General features: G+C 46.0%; 15 protein-coding genes, 1 tRNA gene and 1 pseudogene. 7 read left to right on the forward strand and 10 right to left on the reverse strand.

From position 1 onward, the window contains the following. Nucleotides 1-17 precede the first annotated feature (17 nt). Nucleotides 18-112 (forward strand) — tRNA-Sec (locus K0625_RS04880). On the opposite strand, the gene selB is transcribed toward K0625_RS04880, so the two are convergent. The 6 genes from selB to fdnG all read right to left on the reverse strand — a co-directional run bounded on the left by selB (nt 90) and on the right by fdnG (nt 9,175). Continuing rightward, nucleotides 90-2,006, reverse strand: a complete 1,917-nt coding sequence (gene selB, locus K0625_RS04885) for a selenocysteine-specific translation elongation factor (protein WP_220108649.1) — start codon at nt 2,004-2,006, stop codon at nt 90-92. The genes K0625_RS04880 and selB overlap by 23 nt on opposite strands. Further along, nucleotides 2,003-3,508: an L-seryl-tRNA(Sec) selenium transferase gene (selA, locus tag K0625_RS04890; RefSeq protein WP_232846937.1), complete on the reverse strand. Its 1,506-nt coding sequence runs from the start codon at nt 3,506-3,508 to the stop codon at nt 2,003-2,005. The genes selB and selA overlap by 4 nt, the downstream gene beginning before the upstream one ends. A gap of 123 nt (nt 3,509-3,631) precedes the next feature. Continuing rightward, complete coding sequence (gene fdhE, locus K0625_RS04895; protein WP_220108650.1) at nt 3,632-4,597, reverse strand: formate dehydrogenase accessory protein FdhE; 966 nt, start codon at nt 4,595-4,597, stop codon at nt 3,632-3,634. Between the two features lie 2 nt (nt 4,598-4,599). Continuing rightward, the gene (locus K0625_RS04900; protein WP_220108651.1) at nt 4,600-5,244 is read right to left on the reverse strand and encodes a formate dehydrogenase subunit gamma; all 645 of its coding nucleotides are present in this window, start codon (nt 5,242-5,244) and stop codon (nt 4,600-4,602) included. Nucleotides 5,245-5,249: 5 nt separating this feature from the next. After that, a complete protein-coding gene (fdxH, locus tag K0625_RS04905; protein WP_220108652.1) occupies nt 5,250-6,152 on the reverse strand; it encodes a formate dehydrogenase subunit beta in 903 nt (300 codons plus the stop codon). Nucleotides 6,153-6,154: 2 nt separating this feature from the next. Beyond that, nucleotides 6,155-9,175 (reverse strand): formate dehydrogenase-N subunit alpha, encoded by a 3,021-nt coding sequence (fdnG, locus tag K0625_RS04910; RefSeq protein WP_220108653.1) that lies wholly within the window; start codon nt 9,173-9,175, stop codon nt 6,155-6,157. A 951-nt stretch (nt 9,176-10,126) separates the two neighbouring features. Here fdnG and K0625_RS04915 point away from each other — a divergent pair. The 4 genes and pseudogenes from K0625_RS04915 (at nt 10,127) to K0625_RS04925 (ending at nt 14,710) form a co-directional block, all read left to right on the forward strand. Then, nucleotides 10,127-11,815, forward strand: coding sequence for an NAD-dependent malic enzyme (locus tag K0625_RS04915; protein ID WP_220108654.1), 1,689 nt, complete (start codon nt 10,127-10,129; stop codon nt 11,813-11,815). 507 nt (nt 11,816-12,322) lie between these two features. Beyond that, nucleotides 12,323-12,450, forward strand: a pseudogene (locus K0625_RS24895) (transposase); the annotation flags it as partial. 228 nt (nt 12,451-12,678) lie between these two features. Further along, nucleotides 12,679-13,284, forward strand: a complete 606-nt coding sequence (locus K0625_RS04920) for a hypothetical protein (protein WP_220108655.1) — start codon at nt 12,679-12,681, stop codon at nt 13,282-13,284. A 532-nt stretch (nt 13,285-13,816) separates the two neighbouring features. Beyond that, on the forward strand, nt 13,817-14,710 hold the full coding sequence (locus K0625_RS04925) for an MBL fold metallo-hydrolase (RefSeq protein ID WP_232846938.1): 894 nt from the start codon (nt 13,817-13,819) through the stop codon (nt 14,708-14,710). Between the two features lie 26 nt (nt 14,711-14,736). On the opposite strand, the gene recJ is transcribed toward K0625_RS04925, so the two are convergent. The 4 genes from recJ to brnQ all read right to left on the reverse strand — a co-directional run bounded on the left by recJ (nt 14,737) and on the right by brnQ (nt 19,931). Further along, nucleotides 14,737-16,461, reverse strand: coding sequence for a single-stranded-DNA-specific exonuclease RecJ (gene recJ / locus K0625_RS04930; protein WP_220108657.1), 1,725 nt, complete (start codon nt 16,459-16,461; stop codon nt 14,737-14,739). A gap of 150 nt (nt 16,462-16,611) precedes the next feature. Then, the gene (gene dsbC / locus K0625_RS04935) at nt 16,612-17,340 is read right to left on the reverse strand and encodes a bifunctional protein-disulfide isomerase/oxidoreductase DsbC (protein ID WP_220108658.1); all 729 of its coding nucleotides are present in this window, start codon (nt 17,338-17,340) and stop codon (nt 16,612-16,614) included. 189 nt (nt 17,341-17,529) lie between these two features. Next, complete coding sequence (xerD, locus tag K0625_RS04940) at nt 17,530-18,432, reverse strand: site-specific tyrosine recombinase XerD (protein ID WP_220108964.1); 903 nt, start codon at nt 18,430-18,432, stop codon at nt 17,530-17,532. A gap of 152 nt (nt 18,433-18,584) precedes the next feature. Further along, nucleotides 18,585-19,931: a branched-chain amino acid transport system II carrier protein gene (gene brnQ, locus K0625_RS04945; RefSeq protein WP_220108965.1), complete on the reverse strand. Its 1,347-nt coding sequence runs from the start codon at nt 19,929-19,931 to the stop codon at nt 18,585-18,587. A gap of 525 nt (nt 19,932-20,456) precedes the next feature. Between brnQ and K0625_RS04950 the strand changes: the two genes are divergently transcribed. Next, nucleotides 20,457-21,188, forward strand: a complete 732-nt coding sequence (locus K0625_RS04950) for a tRNA1(Val) (adenine(37)-N6)-methyltransferase (protein WP_220108659.1) — start codon at nt 20,457-20,459, stop codon at nt 21,186-21,188. Nucleotides 21,189-21,347: 159 nt separating this feature from the next. After that, the gene (gene srmB, locus K0625_RS04955) at nt 21,348-22,574 is read left to right on the forward strand and encodes an ATP-dependent RNA helicase SrmB (RefSeq protein WP_220108660.1); all 1,227 of its coding nucleotides are present in this window, start codon (nt 21,348-21,350) and stop codon (nt 22,572-22,574) included. Nucleotides 22,575-22,668 lie beyond the last annotated feature (94 nt).

Consider the following 22,668-nt stretch of genomic DNA (forward strand, 5'->3'; position numbering starts at 1 on the left):
TATTCGCTCCGTGCTAAGGAAGAAGGTCGTTTCCGGTGAAACGTCTGGATTTCAAATCCAGGTGGGGCTGCCAGCAGTCCCGGGTAGGTTCAACTCCTATGTTCTTCCGCCAAATCACTTGCTATAAATATGCTGCTATCGCGTATCACTCTCGAATTGTCTTTCTTCTTGCGCCACGTTAATCCACTGCGGTCATAAAATTCCAACAACTGAATACTGGCTTTGCGACCAAGCTTAATGATTGAATTGAAATCGGCGGTCTTGATCTCACCACTCTCCTTGATTTGGTTACGAATGACATCGGCGTAGAAGTACAAGCTTTCGGTGAGCATAAATCTATCTTTAATAATCGCCGACAGATAACCCAACTGAATGAGCTTACGACACAGGCCGCGCACAACCGTCAGCTCAAGATTGAGCGCTTGAGCTAAGTCTGATGACCATAAGGGGCCCTTGGCGCTAAGCATCTGCTGCTTTATTTGCGACCACAGCAGTTGCTCAACATCCGACAATGCCAAGTTATGCTGCGGCAGATGCAATAAGCCGCGAGTACTTTGCAGCTGCTTTTGCTCTCTAAGCCCATCGGTGAGTTTCAGCAGCACTGCTAGTGGATATTGGTTATGAGTCATGCGCTGCAGGCGATTAATACTTAATCCTAATAACTCAGGCGACTGTTGATGATAGTTAGCAATAAGTGCCAGTAGCTGCGCTTCAATTAGCTTTTGTAATCCGCTGGATAACAGATAACCATCGAGGCTAATCACCTGCTCGTCTGCCAAACAGGGAGTTTCTTCAGTTAACTGATTCGCCCACATAAAAGCTGACTTTTGCACGCAGTGATGGTTTATTTGCACCTGTAAACTGGCCGTTAACGAGTCACACTGTTTAAGGTTTTCTAAGTAAGCTAAACGTTCATCACTGCGCTTGCCGCGCGTTGGCGGATTAATGTCTAGTACCCTCAGCGCACCTAAAGTGGTTTTAGCGGCGCTATCGCGCACGACGATCCTATCTTGCTCGACAGAGCCTAATGATTGCTCACATTGCAGCTCAACTAAGGCGCTGCCGTCTGCCAGATTTTGCAGCAAGCCTAAACGCGCCGTAGTGTGGCGATTACCAAGATGCACTTGCACACTTTGCCAATGCTTAAACGGCAATACAGATTCAAATACGCCACAAATCACTTTTGACGCTTCAATGGCGGCTGCCGTAGGATCAAGTGCGGTTAGCCAGTCTCCGCGCTCAGCGCCGCGATGCGCATCGACTCCGGTAATATTGAGTGCCACTCGCTGACAATGATGAGCGCTTGCGCTTACCTGGCCTTGGCAGTGCAGAGTTCTAACTTTTACCGCTTTACGCTGGCCTGATAGATACAGATTTTGTCCTTGGCTGACCTGCCCGCTAATCACAGTACCAGTAACCACAAGACCCGCACCTTTTACGCTAAAAGCTCTGTCGATTGCCATACGAAAGCTGGCTTGCTCGCGAGTCTGTTTAAGCTTTGCCATTTGCGCCTCGGCAAGCTGAGTAATCGCATCGCTTAACTCACTAATACCAAAGCCTGTTTGCGCGGATACCACGTAGATATCTGTTTGCCTTTGATGTGTTGCCAGTAGCTCATTAACCTCAAACTTGACCATTTCAACACGTTCGCTATCGACTTTATCTTGCTTGGTTAACACCACCATTAAGTGCTCAAGGTTAAGCAGCTGCAAGATAGCTAAATGCTCATGGGTTTGCGGCATTACCCCATCATCACAAGCGATAATCAATAGCGCGTGTTTGGCGCAGCTCACCCCAGCCAGCATGGTATTAATAAACTTGCTGTGACCCGGCACATCGACAAAGGCTAAGCGCTCGCCATCTGATAAATCCATAAAGGCGTAGCCAAGTTCTATGGTCATGCCGCGCAGCTTCTCTTCCGGTAAGCGGTCGGCATCGGTACCAGTTAGCGCTTGAATCAGGCTGGTTTTGCCGTGATCCACATGACCTGCAGTCACAATAATCATGACACTGCCTCTAGGCTTTTTATCTCAAAGCCAATCTCTCTATGAAAGCTAATCTCTCTATGAAACCTAAGTAGGCTTGTTGTCAGTACCTCGATAAGCTGGGCATCGTTGTCTGTGCCGCGCAAGTCTAACCACAACTGATTAGCGGTAATCCGGCCAATAATTGGCAAGTTGGCAGCTTTAAAATGTTTATCCAGCTGCAACACAGTTAGCGAGCAGTGTTCTTTGGTGGCAGCAGGATTTACAGCAAAACACAGCGCGACAGAATCCAGCAGCACATCTGGCTGCGAACCACTACCCACTTGGGTTTGGCAAGCTTGAATTGTCATATCAAACAAGCTGGTATTAGCGCTATCGGCTAACTGCTGCAGAAGTGTTTGTGCAAGCAGCTCCAGCTCAACCAAAGGACGGGAGAGTTTTCTAAAGATGGGTAATTGAGTATCAAGACTTGCGGGATTACGATACTGCATAAGCGTCGCTTCCAATGCAGCCAAGGTCATTTTATCGCAGCGAAGTGCACGTTTAAGTGGGTGCGCTTGCAGCTTGGCAATCAGCTCGCTATCACCCACCACGAGCCCAGCTTGCGGTCCGCCGAGCAGTTTGTCGCCAGAGAAACTCACCAGATTGACCCCATCTTTAAGCATCTGCTGCGGCATCGGCTCTTTTGATAAACCAAAGCGCGACAGATCCGTCAGTGCGCCACTGCCAAGATCGGAGATCAGTGCAATACCTTTCTCTTTACATAAAGCCGCAAGCTCAGCCTCTTCGATGACCTTAGTAAAACCACTAATATGATAATTACTGGTGTGCACTTTCATAATTGCGGCAGTGTTTTCAGTAATCGCCGCGACATAATCTTTAAGGTGAGTGCGGTTGGTACAGCCCACTTCCACCAGCTTGCAACCCGCTTGCGCCATGATATCGGGGATACGAAACGCGCCGCCAATCTCCACCAGCTCACCGCGAGACACTATCACCTCTTTTCCGGCGGAGGTTGCGGCCAGCATCAGCAAAACCGCAGCAGCGTTGTTATTAACGATACAGCAAGTGTCTGCGCCTGTTAGCTCATGAATAAGCGCTGATATTGCACTGTCACGATGACCACGCTTGCCTTGACCCATATCGAACTCTAGCGGCACTGGGCTGCGCATCACTTGGGTGACCGCATCAATTGCCGCTTCACACATCTGCGAGCGGCCAAGGTTGGTGTGCAATATGGTGCCAGTCAGGTTAATCACAGGGGTCATGCTTTGACGCTGAGCTTTAGCAATCCGGCAGGCTAACTCAGCGCTAATATTAGCAGAGTCTAAACACCAGCTTGGCAAGCTTTGGCTGCTGGCGATTTGCTGACGCGCATCGTCAAGCATTTGCGCCAGTAAGGATTTAATCCAAGGCTTGCCTTGCTGGTCGATAAAACCTATCACTTGAGGTATCAGCAGCAAGCTGTCCATTGCAGGTAAACAACGGTATAGCGCTTGAGTAGAGTTGATAGCTTGAGTCATAGGTCTTCGTCTAGTTGGTTCAATGGTTTTAAAGATTTGGGTTAAGAAAAGAGCCGCACCGAAATGCGGCTCTTGCTTACTAATTAACTTAAAAGTTGCTTACTGCCTGTTGATTACAGCTGGCTAGTGGATATCACCCACCTTTGGCTGAGGCTCTGCACTTGGCTGAAGCTCTTGCTCATGAGCCAGCAGCAGCGGATTCACCGTGGTTGCGCTGTATCCTTGTTCAACCAAATGGCTGTCCATCACTAAGGTCGCCAAGTCGTCGGCTGCCACTTCCAGTCTTGGGTTGATGTCGGTAAAGAACATCTTGGTATAACCCTGACAGGTGTCGCAGCTTTCTACCCGAATAGCGGCATTAGTTTCAGTCTCAGCCCACAAGAACACCCCCTTGCTTTCGCCGCACGAGGTACACTCAGCGCGCACTTCATGCCACTCGGTTTCACACAAGCTGCAATGTAGGTAGCGTAACCCCACACGTGGCTCTTCCTTGATCACGCTGCCTATTGGATGGCTGCCGCACACTGGGCATAAACGTTTATGCGCCTCGCCCTCATCAGCCAAAGACTGAGCAACATCAACCGCCCAATGTGACCAGTACACTGACAGAGCCGCCCAGATAAACAGGCTGTACTGCGCAGGCACTTGTGCAAAGTGGCCGCCAAGCATCGACTGGGCATAACCTTGCAACACATCAGCCTTAGCTTTAGCTAATTCCTTTAGCACTACATGCAAGTCAGTACTGACTTTAGGCATAAGCTCACTAATCAGCTCCAGCAATACCGACTGCCAATAATTGCCCCACTCAAAATGCTGCTGCGCCATCGGCTGACTTTGACTTAGAGCTAACTTTGGCTGAGGGCCAAAGCAGCTCTTTGCCGCCTCACCGTAAAGTGCCGCCACCTTTTCTTGGGCGCCAACTAACTGCTCAAGTAAGCCAAAGTATTCTGTTAATCCAGACTCTTCGGCAAGCTCTGCAAGTCGCTTAGCGCGAAATTGATAAACGGCTTTTGGATCAGCTGCGATCACGGTTTTAATGTCCAATGACTGACCTGGGATCTTTTCAGCGTCGAGTATTGCTGTGCTCATAATTAGTGTTTTTCCTGCTTATTAGTCTTTAATTCAGGATCGTTTAACATGTTAGGGTGGTGCTTCTTGCACCAAGCCCGCGACACGTAGCCGTACAACATGCCAGCAACCGATCCTTCTACCCATGTTGCCATCCAAAAGTGCACAATCACGAAGATCAACATGATCACGGCGCAGATTGCGTGGATCAAAATGGCCCACTGAATGGCGATTGTTTCAAAGTAAGGGGCAAAGTAAGGCTGCCACATCATGATGCCGGTAATCGTCAAAGCGATAGAGGTCACCACGAAGGTACGGAACAGCACTTTTTGACCTGGATTGTAATGGCCGATAGCAGGGATCTTGTCCTCGTTTTCGAACATCACGTCCTTGATAGCTAACATCCAAGTTAGGTCGTTCTTTTCCCACTTGTTATGGTGGTAATAGCGCACCAACATCACCATTAACGGCAGACACATCATCAAACCGGCAATTGGGTGAACAAAGCGCGCCATTTGTGGCGTACCTGCAATCGCTCCCAACCATTGAAATGATGGGAAGAAGAAAGCAAAGCCGGTTAGGAATGTCACCAAACCTGCTGCGACCACAAACCAGTGACAGATGCGGTCGAACAACTTATGGCGCAAAATCATATTCTGCTTATGCATGAGCGTTACTCCTTATCTGACTTGTCTGAGTGAGTGTGATCAAATGCTGCAGGCTCGTCTTCTTCGACAATGTTACGCCCCACAGTAATGCGATGTAGACAGGCCACCGCCACGGTCGCGAGAATACCCGCGGTACCCAATGGCTTAACCACGTCTTGCCATAGTTTAACTGGCACACTCGTTTTCGGATCCGCTGGTAAACCGTAGTCTTGTGGCTTACTCACATCATGAAGGATCATCATCATGCCTGTGCCACCCACGCCCTCAGGGTTGTATAGACCGGCCTTAGTAAAGCCACGCTTATGCAGTTCTTTAATCCGTAAGTCTGCAATAAACAGCATGTCTTCACGGGTACCGAACTTAAGTGCGCCAGTGATACAAGACTTCACACAGGCCGGCTCTTGACCCACTTGCAAACGGTCTGAACACATGCTGCACTTGTAGGCCTTTTGATCGATAGGGTCGAGTCTTGGTACATCGAACGGACAGGCCGAAACGCAGTAACCACAACCGGTGCACTTATCAGAATCAAAATCCACCACACCGTTAGCATGTTTTACGATAGCGCCTTTGGTTGAACAAGCGGTTAAACAAGCAGGGTCGTCACAGTGCATGCATGCGCTGTGGGCGAAACGCCAATTAAGCTTGTTATCTCGCTCCACTTCCTGGTACTTCATCAGTGTCCAACACTCTGAAGACAGGTCCATTGGGTTCTGGTAAGAACCTTGGAAGCTCCCCACTGGTGCGCGCAGATCGTTCCATTCAGAGCACGACACCTGACACGCTTTACAGCCATTACACTTAGTGGCGTCGAATAACTTAGCCACCTTACTTAACTTACGTCGTACCTGCGCTGCAGGAGTGAGCTCTGATGTGCCAGAGCTTAAAATGATATCTTGAGCAGACATAATTAAACTCCCTCAGCCTTAGCGATATCCACTAGGAACGCCTTAAATTCAGGTACCTGTGTATTCGCATCGCCCACTTCTGTGGTTAGTACGTTACAGCTATAACTTCTACGGGTGAGTGCGTTGTGACCACCATGACGTGGTAGACCAACCGTATGCACCATCTGGCCATGAACTTTCAGTGGCTGCAGACGTTTAGTCACTAACGCTTTAGTTAACAAGCTACCGCGCTTAGAGCTCACCTTGACCCAATCGCCATTGGCGATACCTTTCTTCGCCGCTAAGATTTCGTCCAGTTCAACGAAAGTCTCAGGCATAGAGATCGCCGCTAAACGACAGTGAATCGTCCAGAAGTTAAAGTGCTCGGTTAGTGAGTAAGTGGTACACACATATGGGAATTCAGTATGTGAACCTAATGTCTCTTCCACGCCCTCTAACAAACGTACCGCAGGGTTACTGACCACATTAGGGTGTAATGGGTTAGTACCGATTGGCGATTCCATCGGCTCGTAATGCTCTGGGAACGGACCTTCTGCTAGCATCTTAAGCGAGAAGAAACGACCCACACCTTCAGGTTGCATAATGAACGGATGCGCCGACTCTTTTGGTGGTAACGTCATATTGAAGTCACCCACGTCAATGCCGTGCCACTTACCGTGGTTCCACTCAAGGATCATCCGTTTTGGATCCCAAGGCTTACCGTTAACGTCACAGGACGCGCGGTTGTATAGTACGCGGCGGTTTTGTGGCCAAGAGAACGCCCAACCTGGAGTGATACCTTTACCTGAGGTATCAGAGTTATCACGACGCGCCATCATGTTGCCGTCTTCTGTCCAGCTACCTGAGTAGATCCAGCAACCACATGAAGTACTACCGTCATCTTTTAGCTGGCTAAAGCTATCAAGCTGCTTACCGGTTTTAAGATCGATACCGTTAAGCTCTTTTGCCACTTCTTCGCCGTGTGGGAAGTGTGGATTGTGATACCCTGCCCAGTTAACCGCTTCAATCGGCTCTGGTAGCACGCCACCTTCGGCTTTATACAGCTCACGCAGCTTCATTAAGATGCCAGATAAAATTTCAGCATCAGGCTTAGACTCGCCCGGTGGATTCGCGCCCTTCCAGTGCCACTGCATCCAGCGACCAGAGTTAACGATACAGCCCTCTTCTTCAGCAAATAACGTCGTAGGTAAGCGGAAAACCTCTGTTTGAATTTCGCTTGGCTGCACGTCGTTAAATTCGCCAGCTTTTTGCCAGAAAACCGATGTTTCTGTCGCTAGCGGATCCATTACCACTAAGTATTTAAGCTTGCATAATGCTGCTAAGGTCTTGTTACGGTTTGGCATAGAGTTAATTGCGTTAACCCCTTGCACGAAGTAACCGTTAACTTGGCCCTTGTACATCATGTCGATGTGCTTGGTGTAGTCGTACTGTAAGTCCCACTTAGGTAACCAGTCATAACCAAAGTTATTGGCCGCAGTCGCGTTCTCGCCCCAGAAACTCTTCATTTGTGAGATAAAGAACTTAGGATAATTAGACCAATAGTTAGTTTGGCCTGGACGCAGCGCCTTAGGCGTATAGTTTTCTAAATATGTGCTTAAATCTGTGTCGTTATCATTTGGTAGCTTTAAGTAACCCGGCAGGTTCTGACATAGCAGACCCATATCGGTTGCACCCTGTACGTTTGAGTGACCACGTAGTGCGTTAACACCACCACCCAATACGCCAATATTACCCAGTAGCAGCTGCACTAATGCCATAGAACGTATGTTCTGCGCGCCTTTAGTGTGGTGGGTCCAGCCCAATGCATACATGAAGGTAGCTGCTTTATCATGAACGTGTGTGCTGCCAATTAATGCACAAACTTTTTCATAATCTTCAACTGGTGTTCCGGTAATATTACTTACCGTTTCAAAGTCGTAACGGTCAACGTGATGCTTTAATAAGTTCCACACACAACGTGGGTGCTCATAAGTCTCATCGACTTTGGCATAACCATCTTCATCTAATTCGTAGTACCAAGAATCCTTGTCGTAAGTACGACTCTTGTCATCAAAACCACTAAATAGGCCTTCATTGAATTCGAAATCTTCACGAATAATGTAACTCGCGTTGGTATACGCTTTAACATATTCGTAGTTAACTTGTTTAGTCTCAATGAGGTATCGACATAAACCTAAAAGGAATGCGATATCAGTACCACTACGAAGTGGTGCATAGCAGTCAGCTAATGCTGCACTGCGGTTAAAGCGTGGATCCACAACCACCAACTTGGCGTTATTGTGTTCCATAGCTTCCGTAACCCAACCGAAACCGACAGGATGTGCTTCAGCGGCATTACCGCCCATGATCACCACGACATTAGCGTTCTTAATATCGATCCAGTGGTTGGTCATGGCACCGCGCCCAAATGTTGGAGCAAGACTTGCTACCGTTGGGGAGTGTCAGTTACGCGCAATAGTATCGATGGCCACTAGGCCAAGAGAACGAGCAAACTTGTGAGTAATAAAACCACCTTCGTTTGGCTGTGCAGATGAAGTCATCATGCCGGTACTCAACCAACGGTTTACTGTGGTGCCATCACTATTTTTTTCAATGAAGTTTTCATCGCGGTCGTCTTTCATCAAACGAGCGATACGACTAAATGCCTCATTCCAGCTGATACGCTTCCACTCGTTAGTACCTGGCTCACGTACTTCAGGGAAATGGTTACGGTTAGGGCTATTCACATAGTCGACTAGACCGGCACCTTTAGGACACAATGCGCCGCGGTTAACCGGGTGGTCAGCGTCGCCTTCAATGTGGAAAATCGCTTTCTCAGCATTTTTACCATTACTGCCATAGCTGTACATCAACAAGCCACAACCCACTGAGCAATAACAGCAGTTATTGCGGGTTTCTTTTGCTTTCAACAACTTATACTCACGAGGCGCAGCCATCGCAGTGCCGGGCATTAATCCCAACGCTGATATTGCCGATGTGGTCGCTCCGCAGGCACACAGTTTAAAAAACTGTCGTCTGTCCATATCACCCTCACACAATTAGTATTTTCTACTTAGAGCCGGCTTTCTCATCTCGGCGCTGTAGTTTTGGTTTTTCGTTAATTAAACCCAAACTTTAGATGCTAAAGAGGCTTATCAACGAAAACCAATTATCCTCAAAGTCAGCTATACGGACAATTTATAACAAACGATTTAGATCACACTAAAAACCAAACAGAACAAAACACTAAAAATAACAAGAAAAAAACAAGATCTTAGGATTAACCACCTAAAACACCAATAATTACAAAACTAAAAGCCAAAATAACGGCAAAACTAAAGCGGAGACAAAAAGTCTATACAAGAGTGGACATTTTGACTAAAATAAACACTTTGAATCTATAACGCTGAGAATTGTTGTCAACAGCAAATAGAACTCCAACTTAACAGAATCTATATCCGGTTTAGACAGCGAAAAAACATGACTTAACCTAGAGAGTTCAGCCAATTCAACATAAGAGATAGCAATTAACTCAATAGCTTAATCTCACTCTCATTTTGACTCCCTCAAGAAAGGCAACAACTATTGATAACGAAAAATCTATCTAATACCTAGTCATCATCGAAATATCGTTTTCATTTCATCAAGGGACCAATTAATGCAAACGAGACAATATGGCACACTGCTCAATCTCTATTTGGCACAAAAAAGCTTGGCTTGCCTAAAATTGTCTTAAATTGCCGTCGGCTCAATCTTCAACTTTTTGCAAATACGTTGGCTAAAAAAGCTAGAAAACTCTAGAAAGGTAAAATTCTCATCGATCTCCTCACCTCTTTTCACAATAGAAAGCGATGATCTCTTCTGAATACCGGTAGGAAAATAAGTAGAAAAAACAGAAATAAATCCTCCTCGAAAGGAGATCAAAGATCACATTTCATGCTAATCTTGCAGTACAAACAGCATTCCAAATAACTAAAACATCATAAAGGTCACCAATGGACGATCATAAACGCCCGCTCTACCTTCCATTCGCTGGTCCCGCGATTCTCGAAGCTCCCCTCATTAACAAGGGCAGCGCATTTACTGATGAAGAGCGCGTATTTTTTAATCTTGAAGGCCTGCTTCCCCATGTCATTGAAACCATCGAAGAGCAAGCGTCCCGTGCCTATGATCAATACACCAACTTCACCAATGATCTTGACAGGCATATCTACCTAAGAAACATCCAAGATACCAACGAGACTCTTTATTACCGTTTAGTTCAGAATCACATCACAGAGATGATGCCGATCATCTACACGCCAACCGTAGGGATGGCCTGTGAGCGTTTCTCAAAGAACTATCGTCGTAACCGAGGTTTGTTTATTTCATACCCCCATAAAGACCGTATCGAAGATATCCTGAATAACTCGACCCGCCAAAAGGTCAAAATTATCGTGGTCACCGACGGTGAGCGGATCTTAGGTCTAGGCGATCAAGGCATTGGCGGCATGGGGATCCCAATCGGTAAACTCTCACTTTACACTAGCTGTGGCGGTATAAGTCCCGCTTACACACTGCCAATTACCTTAGATGTGGGTACTGATAATCCGCACCTACTTGAAGATCCTATGTATATGGGCTGGCGCAACCAGCGCATCGGCGGAGAAGAGTATAAAGAGTTTGTTGAAGCCTTTATGCAGGCGGTTAATCGTCGCTGGCCTGATGCCCTTATTCAGTTTGAAGATTTCGCTCAAAAAAATGCGATGCCACTGCTTGAGCGCTATAAAGATCAGTACTGCTGTTTTAACGATGATATTCAGGGCACCGCCGCAGTAACCGTAGGCTCACTGCTTGCCGCTTGTAAAGCCGCAAAAAGCCAACTTTGTGAACAGCGTATCGCCTTTCTTGGTGCAGGCTCTGCCGGCTGCGGGATTGCTGAAGCAATTGTGGCCCAGATGGTATCGGAAGGGATTGATGAAGCTCAGGCGCGCAGCCAAGTATTTATGGTTGACCGTTGGGGACTGTTACAGGACAACATGCCTAACCTGCTTAACTTCCAAGAGAAGTTAGCCCAAAAAACGCAAGCAGTTAAGGATTGGACAATCGAGAACGGCAATATCAGTCTGCTCGATGTGATGAACAATGCTAAGCCAACCGTGCTTATCGGTGTCTCAGGTGCCCCTGGACTCTTTAGCGAAGAGATCATCAAGGCGATGCATCAACACTGCCCTCGCCCAATTGTCTTCCCGCTCTCTAACCCAACTAGCCGCGTTGAAGCCACACCGAAAGATGTACTGCACTGGACAAACGGCCAAGCTTTAGTTGCTACAGGTAGCCCGTTCGAGCCTGTCGCCCTTAATGGTGAAACCTTCGAAATTGCCCAGTGTAATAACAGCTACATCTTCCCAGGTATCGGCCTTGGGGTACTCTCTGCCGGCGCTAACCGGGTCAGCGATGAGATGCTAATGGCATCAAGCCGCGCCTTAGCCGAGTGCTCACCACTTGCCCTAAATGGTGAAGGCCCACTACTGCCACCACTTGAAGATATCCACCAAGTCAGTAAGCATATCGCTTTTGCCGTCGCTAAAGTTGCAGTCGAGCAGGGACACGCTCTCCCCTGTACCGATGAGTTACTCGCACAATCAATCGAGAACAACTTCTGGACAGCAGAGTATCGACGTTACAAGAGAACCTCTTTCTAACCAGAGCGCTAACTCGTCATCCTGAACTTGTTTCAGGATCCAAGTTTCGAGAAATCATAAAGCGACCACTTTAAACTGGTCGCTTTTTTTCGCCTTCGAATGAAGGCTGATTACATTTTCTTATTTAGCTTTTGGCTGAATTGGTACTGGATAGATTATTGAAGGTCGTACCTTCACGGTAACCTATCGCCTCCAGCGAGGTATGTGCAGATACTTCTGCGAGACGCTGTGAAGCCATCCATGGCCGCTTTACGGTTTCATCCTTGAAACCGAAACTCGCAGCTGCATCTACACCAGCTGATTTTAAGCAAGAGTATCTCTTCGATTTTGATTTAATTTTGATTTATTCTGAGTAAATCGCTAACACGTAAAGCTTTGGCTATAGAAAGGCTAATATAAAAGGCTTTTGCATAGTCTATAAGTTATGCCTGTCCTATCTTTTAGTAATAGCTTTCTTATCGGTTGGGTAAGGTAAGTGTTTCTATTTAGCGACAACGTCTTAATTAACCAGTGTTTGGTAATATTACGATGAATAAAAGTATGAACAAACTGACCTTACGAGGTCAAACTAAGATAAATGGAAAATGTACTGCTTAGTCCATAATATAGAGAAGCTACAAAGTAGTATGCATTAAAGGCAGGTAGCCTTTTTTGCCATCCAAATCAGCTGCGAAAGCCTATAATGGCTCCATAAAAGCCACTTAGGCTAACCTAAACTGAAATCTCCGCTAAAAGCCCATTAAAGAATAGAGCCAAGTGAAAAATTGAATAGCCATAGAAACTTCGATACTGTCCTTATATGGTGCAAAAAATCAATCAAGAACGAGTAATTCTACAGGCTCGTTAGGTTTACAGGGAGTTTTGTGAAAACTTTTATTATTCTAATGCTTTTTTCTAGCTTTGCTTTTTCAAATGAAACGGAACAAAAGGTGCTTTCTGATTGGCTTACTCATGAATATGGAGAAACACCTGTTAAATTTGAAACCATCCATGAAATTAAAACTAAATGGCCATTCTCTGAACATATGGAGAAACTTTATTTTCATAAGTACACAATGACTGATGGAACAAGCAACATTGGAATAACAGGCCCTGTCACTTTTAGCTTGGCGAGCGTTAATCAAAATCAATACACAAATGAAGAGTTAACTTGGTTATACACAGGTTGGTTTATTGATCTTGGATTAAAGAGTAAAGGAAACCATGATGAGGCTTTAGAAAGAAAGACTTGCTCTCATTTAACCTCTTTGATACCCAAAGATGACTTTAAAATCGAAGGTTGTATTGGACTTTTTTATAAAGAATTTAAGCATAGTGCTATAAAAGTTACTTATGAAAAGTCTAATGGATATGCTGTTATTTTTGCATATAATCAAACGTTTGGTGATACAGCCGATATTAAACTTGATTTTACAAATTTAGCTCCTGTTTTTTATTATTACTTAGGCCGAGAGTACCTTAAAAAGTAAACCTAACGAATAAAGATAGGCGGATTTAAACCTGCCCGGCTCTGCTAGTGCCTCGTAAAAATTAGCTGGGCAATCAGCTCCCGCTAAGTAGAGCGCTACCGTATTTCAGATTGCAATACATCCCCTAATGACCCCATCAGTTTAAGAGCTTTAACTCTAACAAGCTTTTCTCCAAAATCGAAATTTTAATTCGAAGAGATTAACAACTGGTGTGAACGCGGCAGTGACCTTCGACATCAAGGATGATGTCGCAGAGCGTATAGGGACATATTCATAGCGTGTCACTGAAGTGTTTACACTTAAGCCTGCTGCAGGCAATCAACACCAATGAAGCTTTGGTACTCAGCAAACCAACCAAACACCAAACCTGCCCAATGAGCCCAACTCAAAAAGATATTTGAAACTTGCTATCTGGCAAGTCATCAACCTTGCTGCAAAAGCAAAGCACTGTTAGCTTGGGGGAATAATTAACAACGGGATTAGATTGATGGGCTTGCAAGGTATACCGCTAATAATAACGACCTCTATATTTATGTTCATAAGCTCAACACTTCAAGCTGAAGATAAAAGCCCATACCTGTATATTCTTGGGGTAGCGCAAGATGCGGGATATCCACAGACTGGTTGTTATGCAGAGCACTGCATGCCGGGGTGGAATGACCTCTCACTCAGACGAGGTGCGGTCTCTCTAGGCCTTATTGATCCCACCTCCAAAAAGAAATATATGTTTGAAGCAACGCCCAATTTTCCAGAACAGTTGTATCAACTGGAAAAAGAAGCACCTAATGAGCAATTTGAGTTAGATGGGGTGTTTATCACTCACGCCCATATCGGCCACTACTCTGGACTGATGTTTTTAGGCCGTGAAGCGATGGGCGCTGACAATACCCCCGTTTATGTGATGCCTAAGATGGGGCAGTTTTTACAAAACAATGGGCCTTGGAACCAGCTGATAAAATATAACAACATTGAATTACAGCCACTTAAAAACAATAGCCCTCAAGCTTTAGGAACGGTAAAGGTTACCCCTTTTATCGTGCCCCACCGCGATGAGTATTCTGAAACCGTCGGTTATCGAATTGAGGGGCCAAGCAAATCAGCCCTGTTTATTCCCGACATCGATAAGTGGTCAGAGTGGGAAACTAGCGTTGTAGATGCGATCAATACCGTTGATTATGCACTGATTGATGCGACCTTTTTTACCGATGGCGAGCTACCGGGCCGCGATATGTCCAAAATCCCTCACCCTTTTGTCTCAGAAAGCATGGCGCTATTTCAAGCGCTCTCTCCGCAGCAAAAACAGAAGGTATGGTTTATTCACTTCAACCACTCCAATCCGCTTATTAACCCTGACAGTAAAGAGAGTAAACAGGTCAAGGCTAGCGGCTTTAATATTGCCAAAGAGGGAATACGTCTAGTGCTTTAACTAGGCCCATGATGGTAAGCCTAAAGCTACATTGCCTCTATCTGATCTACCATCAATTGCAATGTTTGATTGCCCCTAAACTCGTTAACATCGAGCTTATACACAACACGAGCATGCTGAATTGTGGCATCGGGCCAAGTGGTCACATCGACGTTAAAGGCGATACCGTCAAGCATAAGCTTGCCACATTCGGTTTCCAGTACGAGCTTGAGGTGCTTCTCACCCACTATACGCTGCTGTACCACCTTAAAATAACCATCGAACAGCGGCTCAGGAAACTCTTGACCCCATGGGCCGGCATTCCTTAACTCCCAAGCCATAGGTAAGGTCATCTCATCGGGTGTCAGCTCACCATCGGTGATCATCTCACCGGTTAACTGCTCAGGCTTTAGCAATTCTCTCACTCCTTGATCATAAGCCTGTTCAAACTTGTAAAAATCTTTCTCTAACAGGGAGAGGCCGGCAGCCATGGCATGACCACCAAACTTAAGGATCATCCCAGGGTGTCTACTATTAATCAGCTCTAACAGATCCCGCATATGCAGACCTTTAATCGAACGTGCAGAACCTTTTATCTCTCCATTACCTGCATCGGCAAAGGCGATAACGGGTCGATGATACCTGTCCTTAATACGCGAAGCTAAAATGCCTATAACTCCTTGGTGCCAATCCTCCTTAAACAGGGCTATCCCCCAAGGAATCTCAGCCTCATTAAGCTCTAACTTCTCTAAACTCTTTAAGGCTTCCTGCTGCATATCAGCTTCAAGATCGCGGCGCTCAGCGTTCAGGCCATCTAACTCTGACGCCATGCGTCTGGCAGTCATCATGTCATCACATAACAGGGTTTCAACCCCCAATGACATCTCATCGAGTCGGCCCGCCGCATTTAACCTAGGCCCAACCGCAAAGCCAAAATCAGAGGCCACGATTCTAGATGGGTTACGCTTGGCCACCTCTAACAGCGCAGTGATCCCAGGTCGACATCGTCCTGCGCGAACCCTTTGCAACCCAGCTTCCACTAAGATGCGGTTATTGCCATCTAATGCAACCACATCGGCCACTGTGCCTAAGGCTACAATATCCAGTAACTGACCTAAATTAGGCTCAGCGATCCCCTGATCTTGATACCAGTTACGCGCTCTTAACTCTGCTCTTAACGCCGACATGAGATAAAAAGCAACCCCAACCCCAGCAATTGATTTGCTAGCAAAGCTGCAATCTGCTTGATTTGGGTTAACGATAGCATCGGCGTTGGGAATGGTTTTCCCTGGAAGGTGGTGGTCGGTGATAACCACTTGCATCCCTAGAGATTTCGCCGCTTCAACCCCCTCAATTGAGGAGATGCCATTATCGACGGTGATCAGTAACTCGGCGCCCTTATCCCGCGCAACAGCCACGATCTCTGGACTTAGTCCATAACCAAAATCAAATCGATTTGGGATCAGGTAATCGACCCGCGCCGCGCCCATCATCTTAAGTGCAAGTAAACACACACAAGTGGAGGTTGCACCATCGGCATCAAAATCCCCCATGATCAGGATAGAGCGCTGAGCCATAATGGCATCAGCAATGATCTCAGCCGCACGAGGCAATCCCATCATGGTATCGGGACGAAGTAACCGCTTTAAGGCCAGATCACAATCTGCCGCCGTGCTGCCACGACTGGCATATATCTGCTTTAAGAGTGGAGAGAGGGTTTCGGGAAGGTGAGTATCATCGACTCTAGCGCGGCGAACAATCTTATGGATCACTTCATTATAGCCTTTTGCATCAAAACAGAGAAGCTCAGCTTATCAAAGGAGCTCAGTGATGACACATTAAAAAATACGATTGAACTAAAGCAAAAAGCCACTAGCATCTAAGATACTACTGGCTTTAATACTTTTAGGCCTAGCAACTAATTAGTTGGTTTCTTCAAGTACTTTAAGCAGTGCAGCTGGTGGTTGGTAGCCTGGGATCATGCTGCCATCCTCTAGCACAATTGCAGGAGTACCATTAACACCAAAGCTTTGGCCTAGGTTGTACTGCTCTGCAATTTTCGCATCACACTTCTCCTGCTTAACGCTCTTACCGCCTTTTGCATCTGTCATCGCTTGAAGTGGATCGGCAGCGCACCATATTGATTCCATCTCATCGGCATTTGCCGAAGGTACGCCACGGCGAGGGAAAGCGAGATAACGAATAGTAATGCCTAGATCGTTATACTCCTCCATCTCATTATGTAACTTACGACAGTAACCACAGGTAGTATCGGTAAACACAGTAACTACATGCTTCTCGTTTTTAGCCTTATAAACCAACATATTATCTTCAAGAGGTTTCATCATCTCCAGACGAGGACCCGCCATCGCTGCCTCAGTCAGGTTCTTCATCCCTTTATCGAGATCGTAAAGATTACCGTGAAACAGTTTAGAGCCATCTTTGGAGATATAGAGCACACCGCGATCGGTTAATGCTTCATATAAACCAGGGATTGGAGACTCCTGTAGAGAGTGAACTTTTACACTTAACGTATCAGCCAGCTTCTCTTTTAAAGCCTTGCTATCATCTGTCGGTGTATTGGGGGCTGCAATCGCCGATTGAGCCAGCAATGCAGCAAAAACCAGGGTGCATACTCGGGTAAAAATCATGGGGTATCCTGTTATTATTTGGGTCATACATGGTCAAAAATAGATAAACTAATGAGTCATGAAAGATTAGACCCTAATTAGTCCTGAAAAGTTACAGTTTCAGTAGGATTAAAGCAAATATTAACTGTAACTAGATCCATCAAATCTTGTCTATTGCACGAAAATATACCAATTAGTATTAGAGCAACATTAGCCTCTTGGGTGATGCTCGCTATGTAACTGACTCAATCTCGCCTTAGCAACATGGGTATAGATCTGTGTGGTAGAGAGATCGCTGTGGCCCAAAAGTAACTGCACCACTCGAAGATCAGCCCCATGATTAAGCAGGTGCGTCGCAAACGCATGCCTTAAGGTATGTGGTGAGAGTTCAGTACTTATTCCCGCCCTCAGCGCATAGTGCTTAATTCGATGCCAGAAGGTTTGCCGCGTCATCATGCTGCCCCGCTTTGACGGAAACAGCACATCACTCACCTTCTGCTTAAGCAGCTCACCTCTAGCAGCGACTAAGTAACTCTCTACCTCTGAGATAGCCATCTCACCTAAAGGAACAAGTCGCTCCTTGCCCCCTTTACCGACCACTCTCACCACTCCCTGACGTAGGCTTATCTGCTCCATGGTCAGGCTCACAAGTTCAGTAACCCGAAGTCCTGTGGCATACAAAAGCTCAAGCATCGCTTTATCGCGGCACTCTATTGGATCATCCAGATTAGGCTCACTAAGCAGGCTATCCACATCCGCTTCACTCAAAGAATCTGGGAGTTTACGAGCCAGCTGTGGCGATTTAATCTGGGCAGTGGGGTCTACCTCAATCCGATTTTGCATCACTAAGAAGCCATAGAAACGTCTTAGACTACTGATAAGTCGTGCGCTACTCGTGCGTGCAAAGCCTTTTTCAAAACGAACATCCAGATAATCCCTAATGGTTCCCTGCGTCGCATCACACAAGGCGATCCCAGACTTGATAAGGTAATGCTCAAAATGGCAAAGATCGGTACGATAAGCACTCAAAGTATTGCTACTTAGTCCACGGCTGGACCAGAGATCATCAAGAAAGAGCTCAATCAAGGGGTCGCTCTTATACTGTTCAGGCACGATATTGTTATCAGACTGACTCAAGCTATCTCTCCAACATAAAAAACGCAGAAATTAATAGGGCGCAGGCATTAAATGCCTGCGCCCTATTTTATACCCAAACCCTATTTTATCTCAGCTAAAGTTACGTGCCTAACAAAGAGTGTCTATCATCAAGAGTTCAATAGCGGATCGGCTTTAGGCTTTTTTACCAATAAACAAGCGATTATCGTTAAACCTGTTGGCAATAACCAAGCCATACCCTCACTGTGTAATGGCATGAAATCGACTAAATCCATATTAACGCCAGCCGCTTTCAATCCATCAATCACACCAAATACCAGTGCAACACTTAATACTATACGGTGAGAGAACTCAGGCATTGAGAACTTCTCAGTCAGGAAAGTCACAGCAACCAATGCGATAGCAACAGGATAGATGGTGTAGAGCACTGGAACGCTGATGCTGATCAGCTGAGACAGACCAACATTGGCAACCGTTGCGCAGATAAGGCTGATAATAATCACAAATGCGCGGTATGAGAGGCTTGGAATGAGCTCATTAAAGAACTCAGCACACGCTGTCACTAAGCCAATCACTGTGGTTAAACAAGCCAGTGTCACCACTGCCGCTAAAAGTATCTTACCAAACTCACCAAACTCACGGTTCACATAGTTAGTAAGAATCACGCCACCATTATCGGCGCCAGCAGCAATATCACCGCCCGTTGCGCCCAAGTAGAAAAGTGAAATATAGACAAATGCTAAGCCAGCAGCCGCGATAAAGGCTGCTTGAATCAAATATTTAGTTTGAGCCTTGCTATCACTAACCCCTTTTCGGCGCAGAATATCGATAATCAACATACCAAAGATAAGTGAAGCCAGTGTATCCATCGTATTGTATCCCTCAAGGATACCTTTGGTTAACGGGTTGCTCTGATAATCCCCTACAGCATGGCTAATCTCAGCACCTGGTGTCATAAATACGGAAGCAGCAAGAGCCACCAGAAGCACTAACATGATTGGCGTAAGAACTTTACCCACACTATCTAACAGTTTACCTGGGTAGAGTGCCAACAGCATGGCGCCACCAAAAAAGATAACTGAGTAGATAAGCTGAGAGATATTAAGTGTGATTCCCGCCAACATAAAGGTAGCACTGCTGTCGGCTAAGAAAGGTTTAAACCCCATCTCATAAGCAACGAGCCCAGCACGAGGGGCGGCAAAAGCTGGACCGATAACGATGTAGATGGCAACAGCGAATACTGTTGCAGCCAGCGGCGGAAGTAACCCCATGATCTTACCGTTTGCCTTAGCGACAGCTATCAAGGTGATCAAAGGCAGTGTCACCGCAGTGATGAGGAAACCAAGCATAGCTAGGTTCATATTCTCACCAGAGAGAAATCCCGCAAGTGGCGGGAAAATTAAGTTTCCTGCACCCAAGAAAAAAGCAAAGGTCATAAAACCTAAGCCCAAGGTATCAGCTATAGTCATTTGTTTATCTTGCACTTTTTGCCCCATCATTATTTTGTTTTTATCATTCTCAAGCCATCAAGCCGAATATATTTTCAGTGTAAAGTTTAGATTACACAGCTCCATGGTAAATTCGGCCGATACTTGGCGAGTTATTAAACAGAAGCATAAAACACTAGTGCTAAAATTGTTTAAAACTGGTTTACCTGCCCTTAAATACCGTATAAAAACGGCTTAAGGGGGCATACTATTATCAAACTCGTAGAATATTGACAAGGATGCACATCACTTCGGCAATAATTAACACCAAAGAGACAACATAATAAAGGCTACAAATTAACAGCCGTTACTTAACCCAAGCATAAACCGCTATCAAAAGACGGAAGAAACAAAAATCCAACATAAAATTGGCTATTTAATCCCGTAATTTTTTTGTTCTCTATAGCGAATAATTCAATATATAACACTAGCTCACTCATTCAACTCCGACTTATCTCTCCTCTATTGATATTCGCGATATCCATTTAGTTAGCGTACAATTCGCGCCAACCTAAACCAGTCAAACTCCCCTCAATGGCCTTTACCTTTAAACAATTTCATATCGATGATCATGGCTGCGGTATGCCCGTCAGCACAGATGGAGTACTGCTCGGTGCCTGGGCGCCGCTGTCGAAGGCAAAAAATGTGTTAGATATAGGCGCAGGGAGTGGATTGCTCAGTTTGATGGCAGCCCAACGAAGTGAAGCTCTGATCACAGCAGTCGAACTCGATGACACGGCATTTCATGCCTGCAATAAGAACTTCATCGCCTCTAAGTGGCAAAGTAGATTGAATTTGGTGCATGCCAGCGTACAGGAGTTTTGTAATGAGCATCGAGCTGGCAATAACGCTCAATTTGATCACATTATCTGTAATCCTCCCTATTTCAAAGGGGGAACACAATCCAGCAATAGACTCAGGGCTCAGGCCAGACATACTGACAGCTTAACTTTTCACGCTCTTCTTGAGGCGATAACTAAGCTACTTGCTGTAACAGGGACCGCAAGCTTAATCTTGCCAAACCAAAGCATGGCCCCTTTTATCGAAGAGATAGAGAAGAGTGAGCTATGGATGAACCGTCTAACCGACATTAGTGACTCAAGGCTGAAAGCAGCTCACCGTCACCTTTTCACCCTTAAGCACAAGGCAACTAAGTTAGCTGAAAATAACACAGTGCTCACTGACAACCTTTGTATCAAAGAGTCCGATACAAGTTATACCCCAGAGATGATAGCGCTAATCACTGGCTTCTATCTCAAATATTAAAGTGACTAACGCAAGCATCATTTAAAGGCTATTTTCTGACACCAAGGACCACTTAACCCATTTTGTTGTTTCCTTTAGCGGTGATTTTCAATACTAATGATTTAAGTTAGCCCGATTAACCTTTATAATGTGCCGCTATTATTTATTGAGACGCTGCACATGCTATTTGAAGACCTCCTGCTTGACCCTATTTTACTAGAGTCATTAAAAGCCATGGGCCACCACAAGCCCACCACCATACAGCAACAAACGATCCCCTTGGCCATGGATCAGCGGGACATTCTTGCGCGTGCACCGACTGGAACAGGCAAAACAGCCAGCTTCCTACTCCCGGCTCTACAGCATATAATCGATTTCCCGCGTCGATTCTCTGGCCAGGCACGTGTTGTCATTCTCACGCCTACCCGTGAACTGGCAAGTCAGATCCACAGATATGCCTCTCACCTTGCCTATGAGCTAGACCTTAATACTGTCATCATCACTGGCGGTGTCCCTTATGCCCCTCAAGAGGAAGCATTAAAAGGGAATGTCGATATATTAGTGGCAACCCCAGGCCGTCTGATGGAGTACCTAGATAAGGGGCTTTTTAACGCTGAAGAGGTGGAGATCTTAGTGATCGATGAAGCCGACAGAATGTTAGATATGGGCTTCTCTGCCGTTGTCGAAACCATCGCCATTGAGTCTGTTGGTCGTAAACAAACTATGCTGTTTTCTGCCACACTAGAGGGCAGCGATGTTGGCCGATTCTCCCATCAACTGCTTACCGATCCGGTAAAGGTTGAAGCCGAAGCGCCTCGCAGTGAGAAAGCGAAAATTCATCAGTGGATCCATATTGCCGATGATAAAGAGCACAAGTTTAAGCTCCTGTGTAGCATTCTCCAGCAAGAGGAGACCCAAAGAGCCATCGTATTCGTTAAAACCCGTGAAGCCGTTGCCAGCTTAGAGGGGATGCTGCAGCGTGTAGGGATACCTTGCAGCTATATGCGCGGTGATATGGAGCAAAAGCAAAGATTCCAAGCGCTAGGTCGTTTCACTAAAGGTGAAGTAAATGTCCTGCTTGCCACCGATGTTGCCGCCCGCGGAATTGATGTTGAAGATATCACCCATGTGATCAATTTCGATATGCCACGCTCTGCTGATACCTATGTTCACCGTATCGGTCGTACAGGTCGTGCAGGTGCAAAGGGAACGGCAATCTCCCTAGTTGAAGCCCACGATATCCGTGTTGTTGGTAAGATTGAACGTTATATGGATCAACCACTAAAACGTCGCTTCATTAAAGATCTCAGACCTAAGAACAAAGAGGCCAAACCACCGGGGAAAAACAAGGTTAAGCCTAGTGAGAAAAGCTTCAGTAAGAAAAATAAAAAGAAGAAAAAGAGATAAGCCTAATATTAGGTAAGCCTTAGGAGCCGCAATCGCGGCTCCCTCTTCAACCAACATCGCCAAATAACCAACCACAAAAAGCTCAATTATTAAG

Source organism: Shewanella nanhaiensis, assembly GCF_019457885.1.
GTDB classification, from domain to species: Bacteria; Pseudomonadota; Gammaproteobacteria; order Enterobacterales; family Shewanellaceae; genus Shewanella; species Shewanella nanhaiensis.